General features: G+C 48.0%; 21 protein-coding genes. 15 read left to right on the forward strand and 6 right to left on the reverse strand.

All coding sequences use genetic code 11. The features are described 5' to 3' along the window. The 5 genes from ABUA47_RS04570 to ABUA47_RS04590 form a co-directional block, all read right to left on the reverse strand. Window positions 1-250: AGE family epimerase/isomerase (locus tag ABUA47_RS04570; RefSeq protein ID WP_349831433.1), on the reverse strand; the 250-nt coding region annotated here is incomplete at its 3' end. 77 nt (window positions 251-327) lie between these two features. Further along, window positions 328-1848: an ADP-ribosylglycohydrolase family protein gene (locus ABUA47_RS04575; protein WP_035447801.1), complete on the reverse strand. Its 1521-nt coding sequence runs from the start codon at window positions 1846-1848 to the stop codon at window positions 328-330. 17 nt (window positions 1849-1865) lie between these two features. Further along, complete coding sequence (locus ABUA47_RS04580; protein WP_035447316.1) at window positions 1866-3272, reverse strand: sugar porter family MFS transporter; 1407 nt, start codon at window positions 3270-3272, stop codon at window positions 1866-1868. Window positions 3273-3300: 28 nt separating this feature from the next. Next, on the reverse strand, window positions 3301-4725 hold the full coding sequence (locus tag ABUA47_RS04585) for a calcineurin-like phosphoesterase C-terminal domain-containing protein (protein ID WP_178610878.1): 1425 nt from the start codon (window positions 4723-4725) through the stop codon (window positions 3301-3303). 11 nt (window positions 4726-4736) lie between these two features. After that, window positions 4737-5816, reverse strand: coding sequence for a DUF4434 domain-containing protein (locus tag ABUA47_RS04590; RefSeq protein ID WP_035447803.1), 1080 nt, complete (start codon window positions 5814-5816; stop codon window positions 4737-4739). A 325-nt stretch (window positions 5817-6141) separates the two neighbouring features. Between ABUA47_RS04590 and ABUA47_RS04595 the strand changes: the two genes are divergently transcribed. The 7 genes from ABUA47_RS04595 to ABUA47_RS04625 all read left to right on the forward strand — a co-directional run bounded on the left by ABUA47_RS04595 (window position 6142) and on the right by ABUA47_RS04625 (window position 15924). After that, a complete protein-coding gene (locus ABUA47_RS04595) occupies window positions 6142-7344 on the forward strand; it encodes an ROK family transcriptional regulator (protein WP_035447319.1) in 1203 nt (400 codons plus the stop codon). A gap of 474 nt (window positions 7345-7818) precedes the next feature. After that, window positions 7819-8970: a hypothetical protein gene (locus ABUA47_RS04600; RefSeq protein ID WP_035447805.1), complete on the forward strand. Its 1152-nt coding sequence runs from the start codon at window positions 7819-7821 to the stop codon at window positions 8968-8970. A gap of 1 nt (window position 8971) precedes the next feature. Further along, on the forward strand, window positions 8972-9739 hold the full coding sequence (locus ABUA47_RS04605) for a M15 family metallopeptidase (RefSeq protein WP_005834325.1): 768 nt from the start codon (window positions 8972-8974) through the stop codon (window positions 9737-9739). Window positions 9740-9940: 201 nt separating this feature from the next. After that, the gene (locus ABUA47_RS04610) at window positions 9941-11188 is read left to right on the forward strand and encodes a THUMP-like domain-containing protein (protein ID WP_035447322.1); all 1248 of its coding nucleotides are present in this window, start codon (window positions 9941-9943) and stop codon (window positions 11186-11188) included. A gap of 273 nt (window positions 11189-11461) precedes the next feature. Next, on the forward strand, window positions 11462-14230 hold the full coding sequence (locus tag ABUA47_RS04615; protein WP_349824404.1) for a TonB-dependent receptor: 2769 nt from the start codon (window positions 11462-11464) through the stop codon (window positions 14228-14230). 232 nt (window positions 14231-14462) lie between these two features. After that, on the forward strand, window positions 14463-15395 hold the full coding sequence (locus tag ABUA47_RS04620) for a metallophosphoesterase (protein WP_349824403.1): 933 nt from the start codon (window positions 14463-14465) through the stop codon (window positions 15393-15395). Between the two features lie 178 nt (window positions 15396-15573). Next, a complete protein-coding gene (locus ABUA47_RS04625; RefSeq protein ID WP_349824402.1) occupies window positions 15574-15924 on the forward strand; it encodes a hypothetical protein in 351 nt (116 codons plus the stop codon). Here ABUA47_RS04625 and ABUA47_RS04630 read toward each other — a convergent pair. Next, window positions 15855-17660: a mechanosensitive ion channel family protein gene (locus tag ABUA47_RS04630; protein ID WP_349824401.1), complete on the reverse strand. Its 1806-nt coding sequence runs from the start codon at window positions 17658-17660 to the stop codon at window positions 15855-15857. The two genes, ABUA47_RS04625 and ABUA47_RS04630, sit on opposite strands and share 70 nt — an antisense overlap. A gap of 164 nt (window positions 17661-17824) precedes the next feature. Here ABUA47_RS04630 and ABUA47_RS04635 point away from each other — a divergent pair, with 164 nt between their 5' ends. The 8 genes from ABUA47_RS04635 to ABUA47_RS04670 all read left to right on the forward strand — a co-directional run bounded on the left by ABUA47_RS04635 (window position 17825) and on the right by ABUA47_RS04670 (window position 24130). Further along, window positions 17825-18805: a calcium/sodium antiporter gene (locus ABUA47_RS04635; protein ID WP_349824400.1), complete on the forward strand. Its 981-nt coding sequence runs from the start codon at window positions 17825-17827 to the stop codon at window positions 18803-18805. Between the two features lie 150 nt (window positions 18806-18955). After that, a complete protein-coding gene (locus tag ABUA47_RS04640; RefSeq protein ID WP_025832391.1) occupies window positions 18956-20092 on the forward strand; it encodes a hypothetical protein in 1137 nt (378 codons plus the stop codon). Between the two features lie 112 nt (window positions 20093-20204). Next, complete coding sequence (locus ABUA47_RS04645; protein WP_025832389.1) at window positions 20205-20639, forward strand: DUF6078 family protein; 435 nt, start codon at window positions 20205-20207, stop codon at window positions 20637-20639. Between the two features lie 592 nt (window positions 20640-21231). After that, window positions 21232-21555, forward strand: coding sequence for a helix-turn-helix domain-containing protein (locus ABUA47_RS04650; protein WP_209441601.1), 324 nt, complete (start codon window positions 21232-21234; stop codon window positions 21553-21555). 75 nt (window positions 21556-21630) lie between these two features. Further along, window positions 21631-22173 carry a hypothetical protein gene (locus tag ABUA47_RS04655; RefSeq protein WP_025832385.1) on the forward strand — a complete coding sequence of 181 codons (543 nt, stop codon included), beginning with the start codon at window positions 21631-21633 and terminating at the stop codon, window positions 22171-22173. Between the two features lie 190 nt (window positions 22174-22363). After that, a complete protein-coding gene (locus ABUA47_RS04660) occupies window positions 22364-22633 on the forward strand; it encodes a hypothetical protein (protein ID WP_128809431.1) in 270 nt (89 codons plus the stop codon). Continuing rightward, window positions 22623-22973, forward strand: coding sequence for a type II toxin-antitoxin system RelE/ParE family toxin (locus ABUA47_RS04665; RefSeq protein WP_349824399.1), 351 nt, complete (start codon window positions 22623-22625; stop codon window positions 22971-22973). The genes ABUA47_RS04660 and ABUA47_RS04665 overlap by 11 nt, the downstream gene beginning before the upstream one ends. A 56-nt stretch (window positions 22974-23029) precedes the next feature. Beyond that, window positions 23030-24130: a GntR family transcriptional regulator gene (locus ABUA47_RS04670; RefSeq protein WP_025832379.1), complete on the forward strand. Its 1101-nt coding sequence runs from the start codon at window positions 23030-23032 to the stop codon at window positions 24128-24130. Window positions 24131-24186: the final 56 nt, after the last annotated feature.

A 24186-nucleotide genomic window follows, 5' to 3' on the forward strand; every position in this document is an offset into this window, starting at 1 on the left:
ACTCACCACCCTGAATGGCACAATCAAGCCACTCCTGACGCTTCTCCACCCTATTGTAAAGCATGGAGAACATCCATACTTCCCGGCCTTGCAGCCAGATAAATTTATCCGTGTCGAAAACATTCCCCTCCCGATCCAGACAAGTAAAATAGCCACCGTATTCGGTGTCTTGGGAATGATTCAACCAAAAAGGAAGAACATTATTCATAAGTTCGTCCTTATACTGATTCGCCAATTTCTTAAAATCCATCATCTTCATTCTTTTTTAAATAGGGCTGGGAACGTTTTTTATCCGACATGCATCTAAACCAGCCCTTTACATTCACATTATTTATCTGTTGTATAAGAAATTACATCTCTTACCCAAATATCTGCTCCTTCAACGGGGTTTACCCATTTACAAGTCACGGTATATTTGCCATAAGACTGTACATAATTAAAGAACAACTCATGCTTACGGTGATTATACTTCAGCGGAAGCTTGCATACCTCAATCAATCTATCATTGAAATACACTTCCAGTTCAGCAACGTAATCTTCGGGCACATTCTCACCTTTCAATTCACCTTTAATGACAGCCCCCACACCTTCAAATTCGAAGGTCGGGAAATTAGCAATCCAATTCTCCACTACCACTTTTTTATCAACTTTCAAGCCTTCGAAGCTAATCTCCAATTGTGCAGGTTCCAGTTCTTGAAAACAGATAGTCACCTCATCGCTTCCAACTTTTCCACCGTTTTTTTCTATCATTTGTAAAGCGTGCCCAAAACTCAATTCACATCCTTTATTAAAGCTCACTGTATTATTGAAAGGAATATCTTCGACTACAGTCAGCTCTTTTCTGAATTTCTCGGGAATGCGATTATACCCAATCATTGTTCCCAAAATTCCCCCAGAAGAAGCCGGATTACAATCTGAATCCTGACCGGCACGTGTAGAAATATCAATCGTCTTCTCAAAGTCACCCTGCCCGTAGAGAAGCCCTAAAATGATATATGCACCGTTCACATAAGTCTCAATATTGAAAGGCATCTCAACCCCATCTGGACAAGCAATATCATTGGATCCCCATTTTTTCTCTATTTCTTCCCAACATTTTTTCCAATCCTCTGGATACTGTTTATGCCAATTTATAACATCAGCCATGCATGCATGAAAACGACTTTCCCGAGGAATAGACCTCAACGCCTCCGTCACAACATACTCAACATCATCGCTCACATAAGCCAAAGAGTACATGGCTGCTACATATACACCACCATACCAGCCATCGCCATACGCCATGATGTGTCCTACACGATCGCAAATTTCAGTAGCACTATTTACCATACCTGGAGCCATGATACCTGCAAAATCCGCTTCAATCTGAAAATCCAGACAATTGGCATGGGGATTATTTTTCCAATGCCCGCTGGCGGGAGGAGTCAAGCCATGAAGAAGATTGTAACGGGCCATCTGATTGGCATGACACAAAGGGTATTCTTTAGCCAAAAAGGCTGTGGCAAAAGAATCGGCCGGAGCATCCAAACCGTATCTTTCAAAAGTCTCCACAAAAGTCAGGTCGACATATACATCGTCATAAAGACCGCCACCACCATCGTACCATTTTTTAATTTCACCCGGTCCCCAAGGCATCACTATCGAATCCGGAATCATAGTAGACAGATAGCGGAACTCTGTAGGACCTCCATACGTACAGCCGATAACCTGACCGGCCCAAGCACCTTTTACTTTATCAAACAGAGCATCTTTTGATAGAGTAAGATTCAAATTCTCGTTTTGAGAACCACCACATGAGCATAAAGTTGCCACCAAACAACCACTCAATAAAATTTTTCTAACTTTCATCATATCTATTATTAAGGTCAATTTTTTATTTTCATCCAATAACGTTCAATCTCTTCCAATGATTTTCCGGTGGTCTCCGGCACCAGTTTCCAAACTATCAGCATGTAGGGAATACACATGGCAGCAAACAGGAAGAATGTTCCGGCGGGGGTAAGATTTTGGAGCATCCAGGGGGTAAGCTGCCCAATCAGGTATGTACCTATCCACAATGCAAAACCGGCAATGGACATGGCCAGCCCACGCACCCGGATTGGATACATTTCGGAAAGCAATACAAACACGACTGCGCAAATGGAAACCGCACAGCAAAACACATAGAACAAAAAGAAAACTAGCAGGAATAGGCTTGAAATGCCCCATGATTCTCCGGCAATAAAATAAAAGCCTATCAATACCAATGAAAGAATCATGCCTGAAACACCGTAATACACCAATTTCTTACGACCCACTTTATCAATAATGGCAAGAGCCAGTACAGTAGTCAGGGTATTGACTAGCCCCACCAACACCTGATAGAACAAGGAATCGCCACCGGAAAGGCCAGCCCCTTCAAAGATGGAAGGACCATAATACAAGACTGCATTCACTCCCATAAACTGTCCGAGGATGGCTATACATACACCGATAATAACGGCTTTCATAATACCCGGCGACAAAAGCAAGGACCACTCTGATTTGGTTTCGGAAGTAAGAACAGACTTCGTTTCGTTCAATTGCACCAACGCTTCTTTGGAAGAGCTGTAAATGTGCTCCAAAATATTGACCGCACGCTCTTCACGATTGCGGACAATCAGCCAACGCGGACTTTCCGGAATAAAGAAGACAATGGCAAAGAACAGCAAAGCAGGCAAAGTCTCCATTCCCAACATTCCTCTCCATACTTCATTCACAAAAATCCAGTTAAACCAGCTATCGGCAGCTCCTGCATGGGTCTCAGCATACATAAGCAACTGATAATTCATTAGATAAGCTCCTAAAAAGCCAATGGTAACCGCTAATTGATAAAGTGATACCAAGCGTCCACGATACTGAGCTACCGACACCTCGGATATATAAAGAGGGGATACAATGGAAACCACACCGATACCTACACCTCCGACAATACGGTAAACCACCAACTGATTGAAATCTGCACATACCGCACAACCGATAGCAGACATGGAAAAGAGTATGGCCGACAGAATCATGGTACGTTTACGACCAAGCTTGTCACTTAAAATACCAGCAAAGAGCACTCCTACAATAGAACCTATCAACGCACAGCCCACATACCACCCTTGCGACATGGTATCTAAATTAAACTGAGCGGTTACCTTGGCAATGGTACCGGAAATGACTGCTGTATCATATCCGAAAAGAAATCCTCCCAAAGCAGCCACAACAGACAAGAAAACTACATAACCAATATTGACCGAAGATTTCATAGTATAAAATTTATCGATTAAATTCAAATTATTCTTTTACAAGTTGCTTATAAACAGTACCGAAGCGATCGGTCACTAGTACTTCTATGCGAGCCTTTTTATCTTTAGGAACAGCCTTAAACAAATGATTGGTAGGAAAAGCATTCACCCAGAGTGCACCCATCTTTTCACGATCGGAAAAAGCTTCTACAGCAGCTGGATCCAAACCTTCACAACGGGTCATCTCACCCATACAAGTACCATTCTCGAACCACTCTACCTTCCACTGCTCATCCCAATTCCAGACATTGGCCAGCACTTCTTCGGGAAACTCTTTCGAACTACCCGGAGCATAAGCCTGAAACTGGTATTCCAGCGGATAATCTACCGCTTTGTAGTGCCACTTCACCTGATTACCATCTACCTCATAAAGTCCAAAGCCTTGGGGGGTACCGTCAGAACAAAGCATGGATTTCCAAAAACCTGCACATACAGCAGCTGTATTGTGTTCCATTAACCGGTCGTTGAACACCACGTTACCGTTCACATGGGTATGTCCGGTAATGAGGTGTGCCTCATGGTCTTTCAGCAAATCATACAGACTATTGGCATTGCTTGTCTCGTCGGGTAGCAAGGCATTGAACTTGATGTCCTTGGTAGTGCTGGAAGGAATATGCATCATTACAAATACCAGATGATCTTTCGGCACCAAAGCCAAATCTTTCTCTATCCATTGCAGTGTACGTTCATCAATGTAACCTATATAACGATAATCCCTATTGATATAAAAACAATTGTCTAGTATAATATAATGTGCCTTTCCACGATTGAAAGAATAATAAATGGGACCAAAATAGTCCTCATAGGTCTTGTATGAATGTTCAAAAGAACGTACACCCATTTCCATATCATGATTTCCTATGATACGGTAAACAGGCAATCCCAGACCGCCAGACACTTGAATGTAATCTGGGTATAAACCAGGAGTATTACCCACAATGTCACCACAATCCAACACGAAGGCATCACGCTCCTTGGCATACTTTTCCATAAAGGCTCGTGCCTTACCTACATAAGAACGATAACTGTCTAAATGCTCCTGACAGCTGACTTGCACATCAGTCTGTACCATAAACACATGCTTCATATCATCTTTCAGATTCCTCTTCAATTCAAAATCATACTTTAAACGGCCTTTCTTAAGCGGGAAAAAGAAAGCGATATGCCCACCACCCTCTTGCGGCAGATAACCTGCAGGCGTGGAAAGATATACAAACCGAGCATCCCGGTTGCGCGGCAACTCATAACGGCCCTGAGCATCAGTCAGCACCACGTCAAAACCATCTGTCACCACAACACCAGCAAGCCCTTTGCCTTTACAGGTCACCACGCCTTCAACGGGATCTGGATAAATTGCAGCCTGCATGATTGAGACAACCAAGAACAGACAACAACTGCAAAACAATCTGAGCATAAAATTCATAATCACTTAATATTGAAATATTCCTTATACCTATTATACAAGTGTCCTGCCTGCAAATATGCTGATTGGGGACTCATAAAATGAGAAAACTCAAAAGTGATGGCCTTGTCATAACCGGCTCGCTTGGCAGCCTCCAGCTTCATCCGTAACTTGTCAAACTTAATAGGCAAAAAGTCGATGGGCATGTCACGATCAAAGGTTTCAGCGTTTGTCCAACATTTCATGCCATACTTATCAGCCAGCTTTTTGTTCACCGTAAAGAAAGCATCCAGTTCATCGTAATCGATATGTCCGTCCTGAAAAGCACAGGCGTCAACCACATCATGAATGCCATCGAAAATTTCATTCCACTCCCTTTCATGCTCCTGAACAGAAACCGCATTCTCCTTTGTCAACTTATCTGTACCCATCACGGCCTTTTTCCCGTCAATCCACGGAGAAATAAAAGTCGGCAAACCGCCGGAGACATCCTTGCATTGTTTGCCCATCGCATGAAAGGCATCAATGGCACCCTTCGTCTTACGGCTTATCTCACAACTGATATACCATCCGCCGAAACTCTTGTACTTCTCACCGTACCTGCTCCACACCTCATCAATCACATACTTGTTATCCTCAACCTCCCACGAAAGGTCACCGGTATCCCAGTACTTGCCCGAATCATATAAACCAAAATAGAACTTCATGTGATATTTCCCCGCCAGCCGAAGGAACATGTCCAACAAATCGACGGAAGGCATATAACACCCTTTGCCCAGCAAATGCGCCGAAGGATAAGTAATGAATTTGCGATAACCCGACCGGATCATTATGACCGTGTCAATTCCAATACTCTGCATATACCGGAAATCCTGATCCCATTCCCTTTCCCCCCAATTCTGATGGGGAATATCATGGGATATCTCATCCAAGAACGTGCCGGTAATTTTAAGTGCATCGCCCATGGGAACTAGCATGGAAGAGGCAGACTCTTGAGAAAAGAAGCAATCCCCATCACCCTCTCGCCCCAACAATGAAGGGGCCATGAATGCAGACGCACCGAACAAAGCGGTCCTCTTTAAAAAATCCCTGCGTGTTTTCATTATTAATAAAATTAAGATCAACCATTATATATTAAACCTATCGAATACACTTTTTTAAGATAAAAAATCAATTATGTTTTTCATTGTTTTAGATATTAATTGTTATTATTCAATTATCACGCTGCAAATATAGATATATTTATTATATTTGCAAGACTTAATAAAGTATTTAATTAATATATAACCTACAATTAATATATATTAACGCGTAATTACAAAACAATTTACATAATAACAAATCAAATACATAATATTTTAGAATAATAAATCCGTATTTATTAATATAATAAACAAAATAGAGTAAATAACATAAAAATACATACATATGAAACAGAACTTATTAAAAGAAATGGAAACCGGGAGCAAGAATGCACTCTTAAAAAAAAGGATCATCACACATTATATATATAATGGGAGCTCCACTATTACCGATTTGGCCAAGGAACTCGATCTGAGTGTGCCCACAACCACCAAATTCATCAATGAAATGTGTGAGGACAACTATATAAACGACTATGGGAAACTGGAGACCAGTAGCGGCCGCCATCCAAGCCTATACGGACTCAACCCGGAATCAGGATACTTCATTGGAGTGGACATTAAGAAATTTGCCATAAACATCGGACTGATCAATTTCAAGGGGGATATGGTGGAAATCAAGATGAACATACCATACAAGTTCGAAAATACACAGGAAGCTTTGGAAGAACTGTGTGCACTCATCCGAAACTTCATAAAGGGAACGGAAATCAACGACAAGAAGATAATGAACATCTGCATCAACATCTCCGGAAGAGTAAATCCGGAATCAGGATATAGTTTCAGCATGTTCAACTTTTCAGAGCGTCCTTTGGCGGATGTACTGAATGAAAAGATAGGATACCCGGTCTGCATAGACAACGACACAAGGGCCATGACCTATGGAGAGCATATGCAAGGATGCGTCAAAGGGGAAAAGGACATCATCTTTGTCAACATAAGCTGGGGACTCGGAATCGGCATCATCATAGACGGGAAGGTATACACGGGAAAATCTGGATTTTCCGGAGAATTCGGGCATGTCAATGTTTTCGATAATGAAATACTGTGCCACTGCGGCAAAAAAGGATGCCTGGAAACGGAAGCCTCAGGATCGGCACTACACCGCATCCTGTTGGAAAGAATCGGTAGCGGAGAAAGTTCCATACTATCAAAACGGACTGCAGAAAATCCGCCCACCTTGGATGAAATCATCACCGCAGTCAATAAAGAGGACTTGCTATGCATTGAGATAGTGGAAGAAATAGGCCAAAAACTGGGAAGGCAAATAGCTGGATTAATAAGCATATTCAATCCGGAACTAGTAATAATCGGGGGTACACTATCATCAACAGGAGACTATATAGTGCAGCCAATCAAAACGGCAATAAGGAAATACTCATTGAATCTGGTCAACAAAGACGCCACGGTGACTGTTTCCAAGCTAAAAGACAAGGCTGGAGTAGTTGGGGCCTGCATGCTGGCACGGAGCAGAATGTTCGAAATTTAAAACGACCATTGCCAGCATAATGGGATTGACAAAGAGTATACCAAGAACGCAACTATCATATGCAAAAATATTGAAAAAGCGAGTCAGTAGTTGGTTACTGATAAAAGCACAGAATAAACCAGCATCATGATAACCGATTTCCAATACTGCCTCATATTGTGGAATTCGAAAATGCAGATTATTAAACTGTCAATAAAGAGAAGATGGAATCTATAGGATATACTCGGAAATATTACGAACATAACAAAGATTTGGGAAAGTATACCCTAAGATAAGGACAGAAAAGCAAGAAGCCATCATTACGGGTATCTATATTACTATAATTCCCTATCTGTAGCCTGCGTAGTGGGTTTAGGTGACGGAAAGAGGTTGTGGCAATCACAATCTCTTTCTTTTTATGATACATGGGAAGCTGTTGCATTTCAGATAAAATCCTTTACCTTTGCCGGCAAACACATTTATCAAGATATCAGGATGAAGAAAGTACTTAAATTGGCCGGAGGATTCATGGTCGGGGCATGCATCGGTTTCGTAGGAGTAATAGGTGTAAGAGTCCTGGTTTTGGGAGACTCGTTCGACGGTTTACACAGCAAGTTTGCCGAAACCGGCATGCTGGAGACGGTAGGAATTTCCCTGTTAGCCATACTGATTCTGCTGTTCTCCATCTTCCTGCAAGTACTTCTGCACGAAGGCGGGCATCTTGTCTGCGGACTGGCAACCGACTACCGCTTCGTCTCCTTCCGCATCTTCAACCTTACCTTCATACGGAAAGACGGGAAATTATGCATCAAGCGTTTCAGCCTTGCCGGAACGGGAGGCCAATGCCTGCTTACCCCACCCGAAAGGCCTCTTGAAGATATCCCAACCACCTTGTACAACCTGGGTGGAGTGCTTGCCAACCTGCTGACCGCCATCCTTGCCTTCCTCCCCCTGCTGACCGTAGACGGGCTGCCTTACCTGCTGAAATTCTTCCTTCTGATGCTCTCTTTGATTGGCATTCTCCTTGCAGGGATGAACGGCATCCCCATGAAGATGGGCGGCATCGGCAATGATGCCGACAACATGTGCCTGCTTCTCAAGGACAGCAAGAGCAAGCAGGCACTGGTCACCCAGCTGCGCATCAACGCATTGGTGCAAGAGGGCATGCGTCCTAAGGACATGCCTGCCGAATGGTTCAGCCAAACGGAAGACATCAACTACAAAGATGCCCTGCAGGTCACCATAGCCTTGATGAGCGCCTCGCGCCTGCTCGACTGCGAAGAATGGGAAGCCGCCTACAATGCATTTGAGAAAATAATGAGCCACCGGCACGAAGTCATCGGGCTTTTGATAAAGGAAACCGCTTGCGAGCTGCTCTTCACCGCATTGGTGACAAAGAGGACCGCACGGGCAGAAGAATTATATACCGATGAGCTGGATACCTACATCCGGCAATATAAGGATGTGACGTCTTCCAAACAGCGGCTGCTCTGCGCCCTGGCACTCTACCGGGACAAGGACACAGCAAAAGCAAAGGAGATTTACGAAGCCACCTGCCAACGGAAAAACAAATACTTGATGCAGGGAGAAGTCAGTTCGGACATAGCCTTGATGAAATCAATCCTTACCGCCAAGAATGCCTTGTAAGATGGAACGATATTTCTTTTACTTGTTATATCTACTGCTTGGCTGCTCACTATGCGGTTGTAGCAGAAAACAAGCGCCAAAGCAGACACAAGACCCGGATACGGAGACCACCATCCCGTACGCCGACACCATAGCGGCACCCGTCCCTCCGGCTCCGGCTAAAAGCCGGACAGCCCGCTACCTGGACTCCCTCGGTTTCGTCAACATCGCCGAAGCGGACAGCAGCATCGCCATCGACTTGATGTACACCCGTGCCGACAACTTCACCGGAACCCTATTGTACGAAGACCTGAAAGAAGCCTACCTGCACCCCGATGCCATGAAAAGCCTGAAGCGGGCACAACGCCTACTGAAAGAACAGTACCCCGGCTACAGCCTCATCGTCTACGACGCAGCGCGCCCCTTGTCCGTACAGCAGAAGATGTGGAACGTAGTGAAAGGAACCTCCAAATACATCTATGTCTCCAACCCCTCACGCGGCGGCGGCCTGCACAACTACGGATTGGCGGTGGACATCAGCATACTCGACGATAAAGGAACTCCTCTGCCCATGGGCACCCCGGTAGACCATCTGGGCAGGGAAGCCCACATCACAGAAGAAGCCGTGCTCGTGGCACAAGGCAAGCTGACAGAACAAGAACGTGAAAACCGGCTGCTGCTCCGGCAGGTAATGAAAGAAGCCGGATTCCACCCGCTACCCAGTGAATGGTGGCACTTCAACCGCGTCAGCAGGCAGACGGCAAAGGAGCGATACCGGGTCATCCCTTAACTCTCACCCCCAGCTTGTCCGGAAACTTAAATTTGCTATCGCTTTGACGCGGATGACGCAGATGACACGGATTTTTAATATTCTTAATCTGCGTAATCAGCGCCATCTGTGTCTGAAAAATAATCAAACAGAAAGCTACGAATTCATGCCTTACTTTGCCCTTTTTGAGATAACTTTGCATCAGAATAAATAAGCCAAGCCATGCCTTTATCCCAAGACACCCTCCGTTTCATTCGCGAGCATCGCCGCGACGACGTACGTAGCCTTGCTTTGCAGGCACGCCGCTACCCTTCGGTAGACATGCCCGCTGCCATCACACAAATTTCCGGCTGGCAGGTTGCCAAAGAGAAAATACCCGCATGGGCGAAGAACGATGACATCCTCTACCCCGCCCACCTCTCATTGGAGCAATGCTCCTCCCAAGCAACGGCACAGTATAAAGCGGAGATCATAGCTAACCTGCTACGCACAGAACAAGAGCATCCCGCGAAGGACAGCGCCCCTGTACCAGCCGCCACCTTTACCGACCTCACCGGAGGTTTCGGCATCGACTGCTCCTTCCTCTCCTGCTGCTTCGGGCATGCCACTTACGTCGAGCGCCAGGAAACCCTCTGCCAGATAGCCGCACACAACTTCCCTGTCCTCGGCCTGAACCACATCTCCGTCTGCCACGCAGACAGCGTCTGCCATCTGCAAGAGATGGAGCCCGTGGACTGTATATTCATAGACCCTGCCCGCCGCGACGGACACGGTGGAAAGACCGTAGCCATCGGCGACTGCGAACCCGATATAGCCGCCCTCGAAGAACTGCTGCTGCGCAAGGCAAGACACGTACTGGTAAAACTCTCCCCCATGCTCGACCTCACCCTTGCCCTGAACGATTTGAAGCATGTCCACCAGGCACACATCGTCTCCGTGGGCAACGAATGCAAGGAACTGCTGCTCTTGCTGGGACAAGGCGAAGGAGTGCCGGCAGACGACATCCCCATCCATTGCGTCAACTTCACCGGTGTACCGGCTCCCCAAGCCCTCGTCTTCACCCGCCGGCAGGAGAAGGAGCGTGCATGCCCCTACACCCCTCAACTGAAATCATACCTCTACGAACCGAATGCCTCCGTGCTGAAAGCCGGTGCATTCCGCAGCCTCTCCTCATTGTATAAGGTGGAAAAACTGCATCCCAACAGCCACCTCTACACCTCGGACCACTTCCTGCCGGACTTCCCCGGCCGCAAGTTCCGGATTACCTCCTCCTGCGGCTTCGGCAAGAAAGAAGTGAAAGAGATGCTGGCTGCCGAGAAAAAGGCGAACCTCACCGTGCGCAACTTCCCCGCCACCGTGGCCGAACTGCGCAAACGACTGAAATTGGCCGAAGGGGGAGGCACTTATCTCTTTGCCACTACTCTGGCAGACGAGAAGAAGGTACTTATCCGCTGCCAGGCTACGGGATAAGACACCAACCCCTATACCTTCCTCTGCACGAGATGTACATCTCATGTTGCTCGAGATGTACATCTCATACAGTCCGAGATGCACATCTCGTGCATCTTTAGCATCAGTCTGCCAGATGACGGCAAAGGGAGATACCGCCGAAAAGGTACTACCTCCAAGAATTTATGTAACCTCATTGTAACTGAATCGTTATCTGTTCTTCAACGCTCCGCAACCTCCACGTAACGGCAACCCTCTACTTTTGCGGCAGATTATTAACAGATAATAACAAGTATGAAACAGATTTTGAGAGCATTCTTATTCTTACTCCTATTCACCGCCACCGTCAATACGGCCATTGCCGACGAAAAAGCAAATGTCACGAAACAAGGAACTGTACGTGGACGCATCATCGACGCCACTAAACAAACTCTCCCGGGTGCATCCATCTACATCGAGAAACTACACACTGGCGTGACGAGCGACGTCAACGGCTTCTACACTTTCTCCAACCTTGACCCGGGAACCTATACAGTAAAGGTGAGCTACGTGGGCTACTCTCCCGTAGAACTGAAAATCACCATCCCCGCAGGCCGTACACTGGAAAAAGACGTCGTGCTGAATGAAGGCGTGGAATTGCAGGAAGTCGTAGTAGGCGGCGCCTTCCAAGGCCAGCGCCGCGCCATCAACTCACAGAAAAACAACATGGGGATTACGAATGTAGTCTCTGCCGACCAGGTAGGCAAGTTCCCCGACTCCAACATCGGTGACGCCCTTAAACGTATCTCCGGCATCAACGTGCAGTACGACCAAGGCGAGGCGCGCTTCGGGCAAGTGCGGGGCACGAGTGCCGACCTCAGCTCCGTCACCATCAATGGCAACCGCGTTCCCTCTGCCGAAGGCGATACACGCAACGTACAGCTCGACCTCATTCCGGCAGACATGATTCAGACCATCGAAGTGAACAAGGTAGTAACCGCCGATATGGACGGCGACGCCATCGGCGGCAGCATCAACCTCGTCACCAAGAACTCCCCCTACAAGCGCACCATTGCCGCCACTGCCGGAACCGGCTACAACTGGGTGAGCGAGAAGGCGCAACTGAACCTTGGCTTCACCTATGGCGACCGCTTCTTCAACGACAAACTCGGCCTGATTGTATCGGCCTCCTATCAGAACTCACCTTCCGGTTCCTACGACACCGAATTCGTGTGGGAGCAGGATGACAACGGCAAGACGTACGTCAACGACTACCAAATCCGCCAATACTACGTCACCCGCGAACGCCAGAGCTACTCTGCCGCACTGGACTGGGACATCAATGCCAACCACAAACTGACCTTCAAAGGCATCTTCAACAACCGCAACGACTGGGAGAACCGCTACCGCACCACGCTGAAAGACCTTGACCCCGACGGCAACGCCACCGTACGCATACAGACCAAAGCCGGTACACCGGACAACCGCAACGCCCGCCTGGAACGCCAGCGCACCATGGACTTTGCCCTTGGCGGCGAACACCTCTTCGGCGCCCTCTCCATGGACTGGCACGCCAGCTATGCCAAAGCCAGCGAAGAACGTCCCAACGAACGCTACATCGACTTCCAACTGAAAAAACAGAAGTTCGACATGGACCTGAGCGACGAACGCGAACCGTTTGCCAGCCCCAAAGCAGGCTCTACCATGACATTGAACAATGAATTCAGCCTGAAAGAGCTGACGGAACAGCAGGAAGACATCAAGGAGCAGGACCTGAAGTTCTCTGCCAACTTCAAGCTTCCTTTCAAGAACGGCAACAAGCTGAAGTTCGGCGCAAAGGTAGTACGCAAGACCAAGGATAAAGAAGTGGATTTCTACGAATACTCTCCTCTGGACGAGGACGCCTTCATGACGAACAGCCTGGCAAATACAGTGGACCAGACCAACAAGAACTTCATGCCCAACAACAAGTACCAGGCAGGCATCTACGCCAGCAAGGAATACACCGGCTCTTTAGACTTGAACAACGCTTCCCTATTTGAGAAAGAGCAGGTGCAGGAAGAACTTGCCGGAAACTTCAACGCCCGCGAAACCGTGACTTCCGGCTACCTCCGCTTCGACCAAAAACTGACAAAAGACGTGGAACTGATGACCGGACTCCGCATAGAGAACACCAACCTTGCCTATACGGGACGCACCTACGATACCGACGAAGACCTCACCAGCAAGACCGACCGTCAGCGCAACAGCTACATCAACTTCCTGCCGTCGCTGCTCGTAAAGTGGAATGTAAACGATGACTTCAAAGTACGCGGTTCGTTTACCCAAACCTTGTCACGCCCCAAATACTCGGCCCTCGTGCCCAGTGTGAACATCAAACGTTCCGACAACGAAATCACCATCGGAAACCCGGAGCTGAAACCTACCGTCTCCTACAACTTCGACTTGAGTGCCGACTATTACTTCCGCAGCATCGGTCTGATAAGCGCCGGCATCTTCTACAAGAAGATAGACGACTTCATCGTAGACCAGGTGAGCACCAACTATGAGTATCAAGGCAACACCTACACCCGCTTCACTCAACCCAAGAATGCAGGCAACGCCAACCTGGTAGGTGTAGAGTTATCCTACCAGCGCGACTTCAGCTTCATTGCTCCCGCTCTGAAGTGTGTAGGTTTCTACGGAACGTACACCTACACCCATTCCCGTGTGGAAGACTTCAACTTCGAAGGACGCGAGAACGAGAAAGACCTGAGCATGCCCGGCTCGCCGGAGCATACCGCAAATGCTTCCCTATACTTTGAGAAAGGCGGTCTGAATCTGCGCCTGAGCTATAACTTCGCTTCCGACTTCATCGATGAAATGGGAGAAAGCACCTTCTACGACCGCTACTATGACAAGGTGAACTATATGGACGTAAACGCCAGCTATACCTTCGGAAAGAAGTTCAAGACTACCTTCTACGCCGAAGCCAACAACCTACTGAACCAGCCTCTACGCTACTACCAGGGCACGAAAGACCGTACCATGCAGGCAGAATACTACGGCGTGAAAGTGAATGCGGGAGTGAAGATTAATTTCTAAACAAACCATCCAATGCATTAAGTATCTCAACTTCCCCTCCTCCGGGGAGGAGGGGTGCCCGAAGGGCGGGGTGGTAGGGAGCATAAAGCTATAAACCATATAATACTCCTCTGTGTATATCGCTACCACCTCCCCCTACGGGTACTCCTCCTCCCCGGAGGAGGAGAAGTTGAGATACCATCAGATTATCAACTATCAATACTTTACTATTTAATCAAAAAACAAAATGACAATGAAGAAAATATTCCTTTTACTGTTTATTGCCCTACTCGGCAACGCAGCCATTGCCCAAATCACCGATTACTCCATCTTCGACAAGAAGTTCAACTTCTACGTAGCCAACGACCTCGGCCGTAACGGCTACTACGACCAAAAGCCCATCGCCGAACTGATGGGACAGATGGCAGAGAACGGCGCAGACCCCGAATTCGTACTTGCCACCGGCGATGTACACCATTTTGAAGGCGTACGCAGCGTGAACGACCCGCTTTGGATGACCAACTACGAACTTATTTACAGTCATCCGGAGCTGATGATAGACTGGTTCCCCCTGCTGGGCAACCACGAATACCGCGGCAATACGCAGGCTGTGCTCGACTACAGTAATATCAGCCGCCGCTGGACCATGCCCGCCCGTTATTACACCAAGACGTTCGAGGACAACGGCGCTACCATCCGCATCCTTTGGGTAGACACCGCCCCGATGATTGACAAATACCGCAACGAAAGCGAGACCTATCCCGATGCCTGCAAGCAGGATTACCAGCAACAACTTTCCTGGATAGATTCCGTACTGACTGCCGCCAAAGAGGACTGGGTTATCGTTGCCGGACACCATCCCATCTATGCCGAAACCCCGAAGGACGAGAGCGAACGTGCCGACATGCAAGCACGCCTCGACCCCATCCTGCGCAAGCACAAGGTGGATATGTACATCTGCGGACACATCCACAACTTCCAGCATGTACGCACGGCAGGCAGCGACATCGACTATGTCACCAATTCTGCCGGTTCGCTCGCCCGCAAGGTGAAGCCCATCGAAGGGACCGTATTCTGCAGCCTCGAACCGGGTTTCTCCATTGTATCGGCCAGCAAAAAAACACTGGAACTGCGCATGATTGACAAGAAAGGGAATGTACTGCACACGGTGACGCGCAGCAAATAGTCTAAAGCAGCACGCAAGCAGACACACTCCCTAAAGCCTTGTCCAACAACCACTTTCCTCCCACGAAGCAGAAGAGTATGTTTCGTAGGAGGATTTTTCTATCTCATACGACAAAAACAAAGCCTATCCGCAGGAATACAAGAAAAAGCCCTATATTTGCATTTGTCAATACATAACTATGATGAAGAAGATACACTTCCTGATACTAATCAGCCTGCTACTTGCCGCTTGCAGTGACGACGACAAAGAAAAACAACCCGCTTTTGTGACCAATATCACCATATCCGATGCCGGAAAGACCTTCAATCCCGGTGATGCCGTGACCGTCAAAGCCGACGGTTTGCAGGCTATCGTGAAGGCGACTTCATCGAAACTTATGATTTCCAGACAAAGGAATGGAGGATGTTTATGTTCTACGTACCGTTTGCAGAGATTTTACTGGCACGATAACCGGCCCCGTTACTGCTTTTTCTCCCTCAAGTCATCCTTCGGTATCGTCGTCTCACTGCCGTCCCTCGTCGCCATGTAGTGGGGCGACATTATCTCCACGCCAGCCTCGTTGAACTTGTCCTGAATGTTCTGGTGCAGGTCGGAGTAAATCTGTGCCAGGCGGTCGGCATCCTTGATGTAGGCATTCACCTGATACACCGGATACCAATCGCTGAGCGAAGTCTCAAGCACAAAGGGACGCGGGTCGTCCACCACGCCGGGCGTGCTCAGCGCAGCTTCCGTGAGCAACTGATGCACTTGCCGCCACGGGGCGTCGTAGCCTATCGTCACCTCGGAGTGGATGATGAGTCCATACTCGCGCGCCGACTGGCTGTAGTTCACCGTGTGGGAGGACATGATGAAGGAGTTGGGGATGGTCACCACCTCGTTCTTCGGAGTGCGGATACGGGTGACGAGCGGTGTTTTCTCAATGATGTTGCCCGTAGTGTCATTCAGCTTGATGCGGTCACCCAGCTTGAAAGGCCGCATGTAGGTTATGACCAGGCCTGCAATGATATTGCCGATAACCGTACTGGAACCGAGCGAAACTATCAAGCCGACAAACACGGAGATTCCCTGGAAGACTCCCGACTTGGAACCCGGCAGATAAGGGTAAATCATGGCAATCATAAACGCATAAAGCAAGAAGCGCACAATGTGATAGGTAGGAATGGCCCAATCCGGATAGAAGCCGTTTATCTTCAGCCGTTCAGCCTGCACCTCATTGGCTAGATAGCGCACCAGTCTGACCAGATACTTCACCGCATAGCATATCACAAAGATAGTGAACAGATTGGGAATATAGTCGGCTATTCCATTCAGGATGACCTTTATAGGATTCCAAATGTAGGAGAATAAGGTATAAGCGAAATTCTTGGTCTGAGGGAAAATGGAGAATAATAGCGGAACCGTCAGCAGCAACTGCAACAGCATGACTACATAACGCACCAGGTTGGCAACAAACACCAGCAGGTTGACCTGCTTCTGCGTGTCCAGCAATTCATAATCCTGAATGGAGATCGGTTTCAGCTTGGTATCCTTCAGCCTCTGGATGCGTAGTTTGAGTTTTCTGAACAGCCAGTTGGTAAACTTGAACAAGAAGAACTGTCCCACAAGCACCAGGATAAAGTACAAGATACGTTTACCCAACTGCCACAAGCTATGCTCCTTCTGCATGGCTTTCAGTTTGTCCACCACGACATGCCTCTTGCTGGCGGCCAGCTGGTCACGGGTACAGTTTTCCCACAAAGCATCCTGATCGGTAAAGGAAGCGATGACCTTCTCGCCATACATCAAATCCGTAACAATATCCGTACTCTCCAAATAAACAGAGTCCGGACGCAGATTGAAACGCGTGCCCAATGCTTCGATGACGCTGCTTACATCCTTGGCCCGCTGTTGGGGCGTATGCCCTCCACGCTTGGCATACAGATAGAACAAGGTGTCCTTCTCCACCACCACCGGAATGCCCGGCGTCACTGCCCGCAACGAATCAATGCGTTGTTTCTGCAATGCCAGCTTCACCGAATCGACCGCATAGCTCGCCAGCCTCATCTGCTCCATTTCCATCCGCAGGTTGGCCTCGTTCAGCCGGGCTGCCTCCAACTCCTGCCGAACAAGCGACAGCTGAATCGAATCGGAGTCGGTCCTTGCCACTGTGACACTCCCCACACTATCCTCACCTAAAACACTGAGCACTTTATCTACCAGCTGAGCTGACACTCCGCCTGCCAGCATCAACAGCCAACAGAGACAGAAAGCACGGATAACCTTCATATATAAACTTCTTGATTTAATTCTGGTTGCAAATATACCCAATAAATGCTTCAAACATACGGAATGTTTTTAACTTCCTATCCTAATCAACATAACTTTTTCATGCAAACATGAAAGTTCTGTATCCGGTTTGCATTATCTTTGTACTCAAAATTAACATACCTATGGATATATTGTTTCTTGTCGGAGGACTGCTCCTCATTCTTCTGGGTGCCAACGGGCTGACAGACGGTGCCACATCCGTTGCCAAACGTTTCCATATACCGTCCATCGTCATCGGGCTTACCATTGTCGCCTTCGGTACTTCCGCACCGGAACTCACCGTCAGCATATCCTCTGCCCTAAAAGGCAGTGCAGACATTGCCATTGGCAATGTGGTGGGAAGCAATACGTTCAATACCCTGGTGATTGTGGGTTGTACGGCCCTTTTTGCCCCGATAGCCATCACCCGCAATACGCTGAAACGCGAAATCCCTCTTTGTATTCTTTCGTCCGTCGCCCTGCTGATTTGTGCCAACGACGTCTTTCTGGACGGCAGTGGCGAGAACATACTCAGCATCACCGACGGCCTGTTGCTGCTATGCTTCTTTGCCATTTTCCTAAGTTATACTTTTGCCATCGCAAAAAGGGATGGAAGCATGAAGGAACCGGAAAAGGAGCCCCTGCAGGAAGAAGACGAAATCAGGCTGCTGCCCGCGTGGAAGTCTGCCCTATACATCGTCGGCGGACTTGCCGGCCTCATCATCGGAGGTAATTTCTTTGTAGACGGTGCCAGCGGCATAGCCCGCGGATTGGGTGTCAGCGAATCCATCATCGGGCTGACGCTCGTGGCAGGCGGCACTTCACTGCCCGAACTCGCCACCTCCATCGTAGCCGCCTTGAAGAAAAACCCCGAAATAGCTATCGGAAACGCCATCGGAAGCAATCTCTTCAATATATTCTTCGTGCTGGGTTGTTCGGCCTCCATCACTCCATTGCGCCTGACGGGCATCACCAATTTCGATTTGTGGGTACTCGTAGGGGCCAGCATCCTGCTTTGGCTGTTCGGTATCTTTTTCGGGAAACGCATCATCACCCGGGTGGAAGGAAGCATTCTGATTCTCTGCTACATTGCCTACACAGCGGTACTGATATACAACCTCTAACAGCAAATTTACAGACACTCTACGCGGTATTTTAAAGATTATCACGTTTCTTTAAATAAGGCAAGCTGCACTTCGGCATAAAAAATAAGCAAGCTTATTTTGTTCTGCCCTCAGTTTGCATTACCTTTGCTACCTCAATATTGAACAACTATGGCAATTACAATCAAGAAAGTAACCACAAGACGGGAACTGGAGCGCTTTATCCGTTTCAACTACCTGCTCTACAAGAACAACCCTTATTCCGTCCCCGACCTTTTCGATGACATGCTCAACACCTTCAACAAGAAGAAAAACGCCGCATTCGAATTTTGTGAAGCCGATTATTTCCTGGCTTATCGGGAAGGTAAAATCGTAGGACGCGTAGCTGCCATCATCAACCACAAGGCAAACCGGACCTGGGGCAAGAAGGAAGTCCGCTTCGGCTGGATAGACTTCATCGACGATGCGGAAGTCTCCGATGCCCTAATCCGCACCGTGGAAGAATGGGGAAAAGAACGGGGAATGACACATATACAAGGCCCGCTGGGATTCACAGACTTCGATGCCGAAGGTATGCTCATCGAAGGATTCGACCAGCTCAGCACCATGGCCACCATTTATAACTATCCCTACTATCCGCAACATCTGGAACGCATGGGCTTTGAGAAGGATGCCGATTGGGTGGAGTATAAAATCTACATTCCCGACGCCATACCCGACAAGCACAAGCGCATCTCCGACCTCATCCAGCGCAAGTATAACCTCAAGGTAAAGAAATACACATCTGCCAAGAAGATTGCCCAAGACTATGGCCAGGCCATCTTCGAGCTGATGAACGAAGCTTATCAGCCACTCTACGGCTACTCTGCACTGAGCCAACGGCAGATTGACCAATACGTCAAGATGTACCTGCCCATCCTCGACCTGCGTATGGTGACATTGATTACCGATGCCGACGACCAGCTGCTTGCCGTAGGCATCTCCATGCCGTCACTCGCCGAAGCGTTGCAGAAAGCCCACGGGCGCCTGCTTCCTATGGGTTGGTATCACCTGGCAAAGACCATCTTTTTGAAGAAATATCCCAAGATGCTCGATTTGCTGTTGGTTGCCGTGAAGCCGGAATATCAGAACAAGGGGGTGAATGCACTGCTCTTCTCCGACCTTATACCCGTTTATCAGAAGCTAGGCTTCGAGTATGCCGAAAGTAATCCGGAGCTGGAGCTGAACGGCAAGGTACAAGCGCAATGGGAGTACTTCAAGACGGAACAGCACAAACGGAGAAGATGCTTTGTGAAGGAGATAGGATAAGCGGCTAATCCAAAAAATCATCATAACTTTTCGGATTAGAGAGGAAAAGCCAACAATATAAACCGCTCATCAGACATAAACCTAATACGGAAAAACCGAACAGCAAGAATATATGACACTTATTCATCACAACGAAGTTCCCGGCAATTATGCCCACTGCATCCACCGAGACTGCCCCCTTGCCACCAACTGCCTTCGCGCCATGGCCTGGGAAGCACTGCCCAAAGAAATTATCTCCGTACCGGTACTGAATCCTGCACAAACCAAGACTACAACCGATTGCCCTTTCTATCGCAACGCTGCCCCGGTGACCTACGCCCGCGGCTTCACCAAAATGCAGCAGCAGATGTTTCCCGAACAATACTTCCGGTTCAGCAACCGGCTGATTGCCAGCTTCGGCCGTAATCCCTACTTTGAGCGCAGACGCGGCGAACGCCCACTCTCACCTAAAGAACAGCAGACGGTACGTGCCGCACTGAAGCACGCAGGTGTGTCGCCCGACCTCGAGTTCGATGCCTATGAGGAGCGGCTCAGCTGGAACGACTGACCCATCCGTACACCTGCAAGACTCGCCCTGACAGAGGACTCCTGTCCTTCCGAAAAAACACGCGAATACTTGCGTAGCAGTATCAGAGTTCTTTCAATGAGAATACCACAGTACTTGCATGAAAGTACCGCGGTACTTATATGGAAGTACACTTGTACTGCCATGCAAGTACTACGGTCGCACCATAGGCTGTGGCAAGACGAACCAGCCTTTGAAGAAATAATATCTCTCACAGAGCGTTGCATTGTCTAAATAAAAAGCGTACCTTTGCAAAGTCCGACCGGAGAAATGGTCCGGACGTAAAGACAGCATTTTTTGTTTTATCCTAAGAACGAAATCGGCAAAATTTCAAAGGTAAAGGATAGAGACAATGTGACGCTCATTCTGATTTGCGTATGCTTCTAACGTAACATTTGCTACGTATGTCGTGTTATATGCAACAGCGTGAGAGTATTGTTTCTTCGTTCATTTTGCCATGGTGTTTGCCGATACCAGTTCTTGATGAACAGAACCAGGTCTCACGCTCTCTTTTTATAGTCACCCTCTTTTACATGCCACCCGCGGAGATCTACCGGCAAGAACTCATACACACATGAAAAATGAGATTCACATAGGCAAACTAATCAGACAACATCTGACAGAAAGCGGACTTTCCGTTTCTGAATTTGCCAACGCCATCCACAAGACACGCACAAATGTCTATGATATCTTCAAACGAAAGAATGTGGATATCGAGTTGCTTATGGCCATCTCCGAAACCCTTCATTTCGACTTCATCAACTGCCTGCACGATGCCAATTCCACTGCAAAGACACCAACCCGAGAATGCGGGAAGTATCTTGTGGTAAAGATTGTCGAAGAAAGCGACCTGGAAAAAGAAAAAACCGTTCTCTTCAGTTACAAGCTTGACATGTAGAAATTTATTGACGATCCCGTTAAATCGTCCGCACAACGCACCCTGCAATCCAAGCAATACCAAGATGTAAGAGCCGTGGTCAATACGAATGAAAACCTGATACAGTTTTTCAATTCATACCCGACATCATGTATCAACAATGATTTCGGCACCCGATGGGCCATGTATGCAAATACACCACTGAGCAAACAAGCCCAGCGTACTCTTTATCCTGCCTTGAAACAAGCCATCAGCGGAAAATCACAGTATGAAGCCGTCAGCAGATTACTGAATTTCGTTCAGACGGCCTTCGTATATGAATACGATGACAAAGTATGGGGATGCGATAGGGCTTTTTTCGCGGATGAAACCCTTTATTACCCGTATTGCGATTGTGAAGACCGTTCAATCCTATTCTCCCGATTGGTCCGCGATTTGTTAGGACTGAAAGTCGTACTGATTTACTATCCGGGGCACTTGGCAACCGCCGTCTGCTTTACAGAGAATGTAAACGGAGACTACATTTCCATGAATGGCAAGCGCTACACAATTTGCGACCCGACTTACATAGGAGCACCCATAGGAGCTACTATGCCCAAAATGGATAATCAAAAGGCAAAAGTCATACTTTTAGAATAGGGCAAGTCTCCATCATACATCACCATGTTGCAGCTGGAAGTCAGGATAGCAGATATCCGTTCCCGAACAGACAGAAGCGATATCCTGCACAAATAATCCACTGAACACTTGGGATATACAGAAAATCCTACTAACTTTGCCCATTGCCACCCTGGCAAGGGGCAATTTTTATTTATAGGAGAACTTGATTATGGCAACAACAACCATGAACCTTGATGTGCAACGGGCCGAAATCATTCGCCAACTCTTCGCCACAGACAGCCCGGAAGTGCTGAAGAAAGTGCAACGCACATTGAAGAATGCACTGAAAGCCCTGCAAACCGAAGAAAAGGAGGAAACCGAATACATCAGCAAGGAAGAAGTGATGGACGGCATTCGTGAAGGACTGACGGAGATGTTTCGTGCACAACGGATGGGGATAAAGCAAAAAACCTTGCAGGAACTGATAGATGAATTATAATATCGTCACCGAGAGAGCGTTTTTACGGGAAGTAAAACGTCTCAGTAAAAAGTACAAATCACTGAAACAGGACCTTCAGCGATTACAAGATGAACTATTGGCCAACCCGCAAGCCGGTGCCGACCTTGGCAACGGTGTCCATAAAGCGCGCCTTGCCATCGGCAGCAAGAACCGGGGCAAAAGCCACGGTGCATGTGTCATCACCTACACCTACCGCATAGACGAAGAAAACGGGAACATCACCCTGCTCTACCTCTACGACAAGGAAGAACGCGACAGCATCTCTGCTACCGAAATAAACCAACTGGTTGCCGAAGCCAAGGCATCTGCAGGCCTCTAAGCCCTCCTCTATGCGGCTCTACCTCCACCCCCCTGCCATCAATACCGAAGGACAATATGAAAAACAAACATAACTACAAGAGCATCTACCAGGAAGTCAAGAGTACAATCCTCGACCAGACTTACCCCACCAACACACTGCTCCCTACAGAAACCACACTGGCCGAAAAATACGATGTCTCCAGACCGACGATTGCCAAAGTATACAGCCAGCTGCAAAAAGAAGGACTGGTACAGAAGAACAAAGGCAAAGGAACCGTTGTATTATACCAAAAAGAGTCTAAAAGCAATTACACCTTCGGCCTGCTGCTGCCCGGAGCCGGCGAGTCGGAAATCTTTTCGATCATAAACGACCAAATATTAAAGCAGTCCGAAGCCATGCAGTTCACCTGCCTGTGGGACGGGGCCACAGCCAGCAACGCCCAGATAAGAAAAAACCTGATTGAATCGTGCTGCAACAACTATATCAGAAGGAAAGTAGACGGCATATTCTTTTCCCCCTTAGAGCGGGTGTCGGATGCAGATATCATCAACAAAACCATCTGCAGCCAAATAAGCCGCGCCAATATCCCACTGATATTGATAGACCGGGACATTGTACCCCCTCCCCAGAAAAGTCCTTTCGATGTAGTCTCCCTGGACAACTACGGAGCCGGATGCACGATGGCGCAACATCTTATCGATGCCGGATGCCAACGCATCTATTTCCTGTACAGGCCCAGCTCCGCCTATTCCGTAAAAGTCCGCTACCTGGCCGTAAAGAATACCTGCCAGGAACACGGCCTGCCCTTCGACTTGCAACACGAGTATTGCGGCAACCCCGAGAACATGGACTTCATCAACCGCATCCGGATAGAGCGGGGCAAGACAGGCATCATATGCGCCAACGACGCAACCGCCGCCGTACTGATGTCTTCATTGGAAGCAATCGGTTATAAGACAAGAACCGACCTGCTCATCACAGGCTTCGACGACATGAAGTACTCGCAACACCTGAAGTGCTCCCTCACCTCGTTTGTCCAGCCCTGCAAAGAGATTGCAGACGTCAGCATCGAACTGATGATGCGGAAAATCAAGTGCTACAACCGCCCTCCGGTAAGCGTATCCCTGAGAGGAGATATCATCATAAGAGATTCTTCCAAATTCTTGAAACCATAAAAAGACGGAATGTGCCGGATTTCTCATAAACTAAAAATCACCCTCGCCACAGGTAG

Origin of the sequence: Bacteroides sp. RTP31139st1_H2_RTP31139_211217 (assembly GCF_040227615.1) — a bacterium.
Taxonomy (GTDB): Bacteria; Bacteroidota; Bacteroidia; order Bacteroidales; family Bacteroidaceae; genus Bacteroides; species Bacteroides uniformis.

Excerpts from the sequence above, each read along its gene's own strand:
- ABUA47_RS04595 (WP_035447319.1), top strand. The coding sequence starts at position 6,142 with ATGAAACAGAACTTATTAAAAGAAATGGAAACCGGGAGCAAGAATGCA.
- ABUA47_RS04645 (WP_025832389.1), top strand. The coding sequence starts at position 20,205 with ATGACACTTATTCATCACAACGAAGTTCCCGGCAATTATGCCCACTGC.
- ABUA47_RS04670 (WP_025832379.1), top strand. The coding sequence starts at position 23,030 with ATGAAAAACAAACATAACTACAAGAGCATCTACCAGGAAGTCAAGAGT.
- ABUA47_RS04605 (WP_005834325.1), top strand. The coding sequence starts at position 8,972 with ATGGAACGATATTTCTTTTACTTGTTATATCTACTGCTTGGCTGCTCA.
- ABUA47_RS04585 (WP_178610878.1), bottom strand. The coding sequence starts at position 4,725 with ATGCTCAGATTGTTTTGCAGTTGTTGTCTGTTCTTGGTTGTCTCAATC.
- ABUA47_RS04610 (WP_035447322.1), top strand. The coding sequence starts at position 9,941 with ATGCCTTTATCCCAAGACACCCTCCGTTTCATTCGCGAGCATCGCCGC.
- ABUA47_RS04590 (WP_035447803.1), bottom strand. The coding sequence starts at position 5,816 with ATGAAAACACGCAGGGATTTTTTAAAGAGGACCGCTTTGTTCGGTGCG.
- ABUA47_RS04635 (WP_349824400.1), top strand. The coding sequence starts at position 17,825 with ATGGATATATTGTTTCTTGTCGGAGGACTGCTCCTCATTCTTCTGGGT.
- ABUA47_RS04660 (WP_128809431.1), top strand. The coding sequence starts at position 22,364 with ATGGCAACAACAACCATGAACCTTGATGTGCAACGGGCCGAAATCATT.
- ABUA47_RS04630 (WP_349824401.1), bottom strand. The coding sequence starts at position 17,660 with ATGAAGGTTATCCGTGCTTTCTGTCTCTGTTGGCTGTTGATGCTGGCA.
- ABUA47_RS04650 (WP_209441601.1), top strand. The coding sequence starts at position 21,232 with ATGAAAAATGAGATTCACATAGGCAAACTAATCAGACAACATCTGACA.
- ABUA47_RS04625 (WP_349824402.1), top strand. The coding sequence starts at position 15,574 with ATGATGAAGAAGATACACTTCCTGATACTAATCAGCCTGCTACTTGCC.
- ABUA47_RS04600 (WP_035447805.1), top strand. The coding sequence starts at position 7,819 with ATGAAGAAAGTACTTAAATTGGCCGGAGGATTCATGGTCGGGGCATGC.
- ABUA47_RS04620 (WP_349824403.1), top strand. The coding sequence starts at position 14,463 with ATGAAGAAAATATTCCTTTTACTGTTTATTGCCCTACTCGGCAACGCA.
- ABUA47_RS04665 (WP_349824399.1), top strand. The coding sequence starts at position 22,623 with ATGAATTATAATATCGTCACCGAGAGAGCGTTTTTACGGGAAGTAAAA.
- ABUA47_RS04580 (WP_035447316.1), bottom strand. The coding sequence starts at position 3,272 with ATGAAATCTTCGGTCAATATTGGTTATGTAGTTTTCTTGTCTGTTGTG.
- ABUA47_RS04575 (WP_035447801.1), bottom strand. The coding sequence starts at position 1,848 with ATGAAAGTTAGAAAAATTTTATTGAGTGGTTGTTTGGTGGCAACTTTA.
- ABUA47_RS04640 (WP_025832391.1), top strand. The coding sequence starts at position 18,956 with ATGGCAATTACAATCAAGAAAGTAACCACAAGACGGGAACTGGAGCGC.
- ABUA47_RS04615 (WP_349824404.1), top strand. The coding sequence starts at position 11,462 with ATGAAACAGATTTTGAGAGCATTCTTATTCTTACTCCTATTCACCGCC.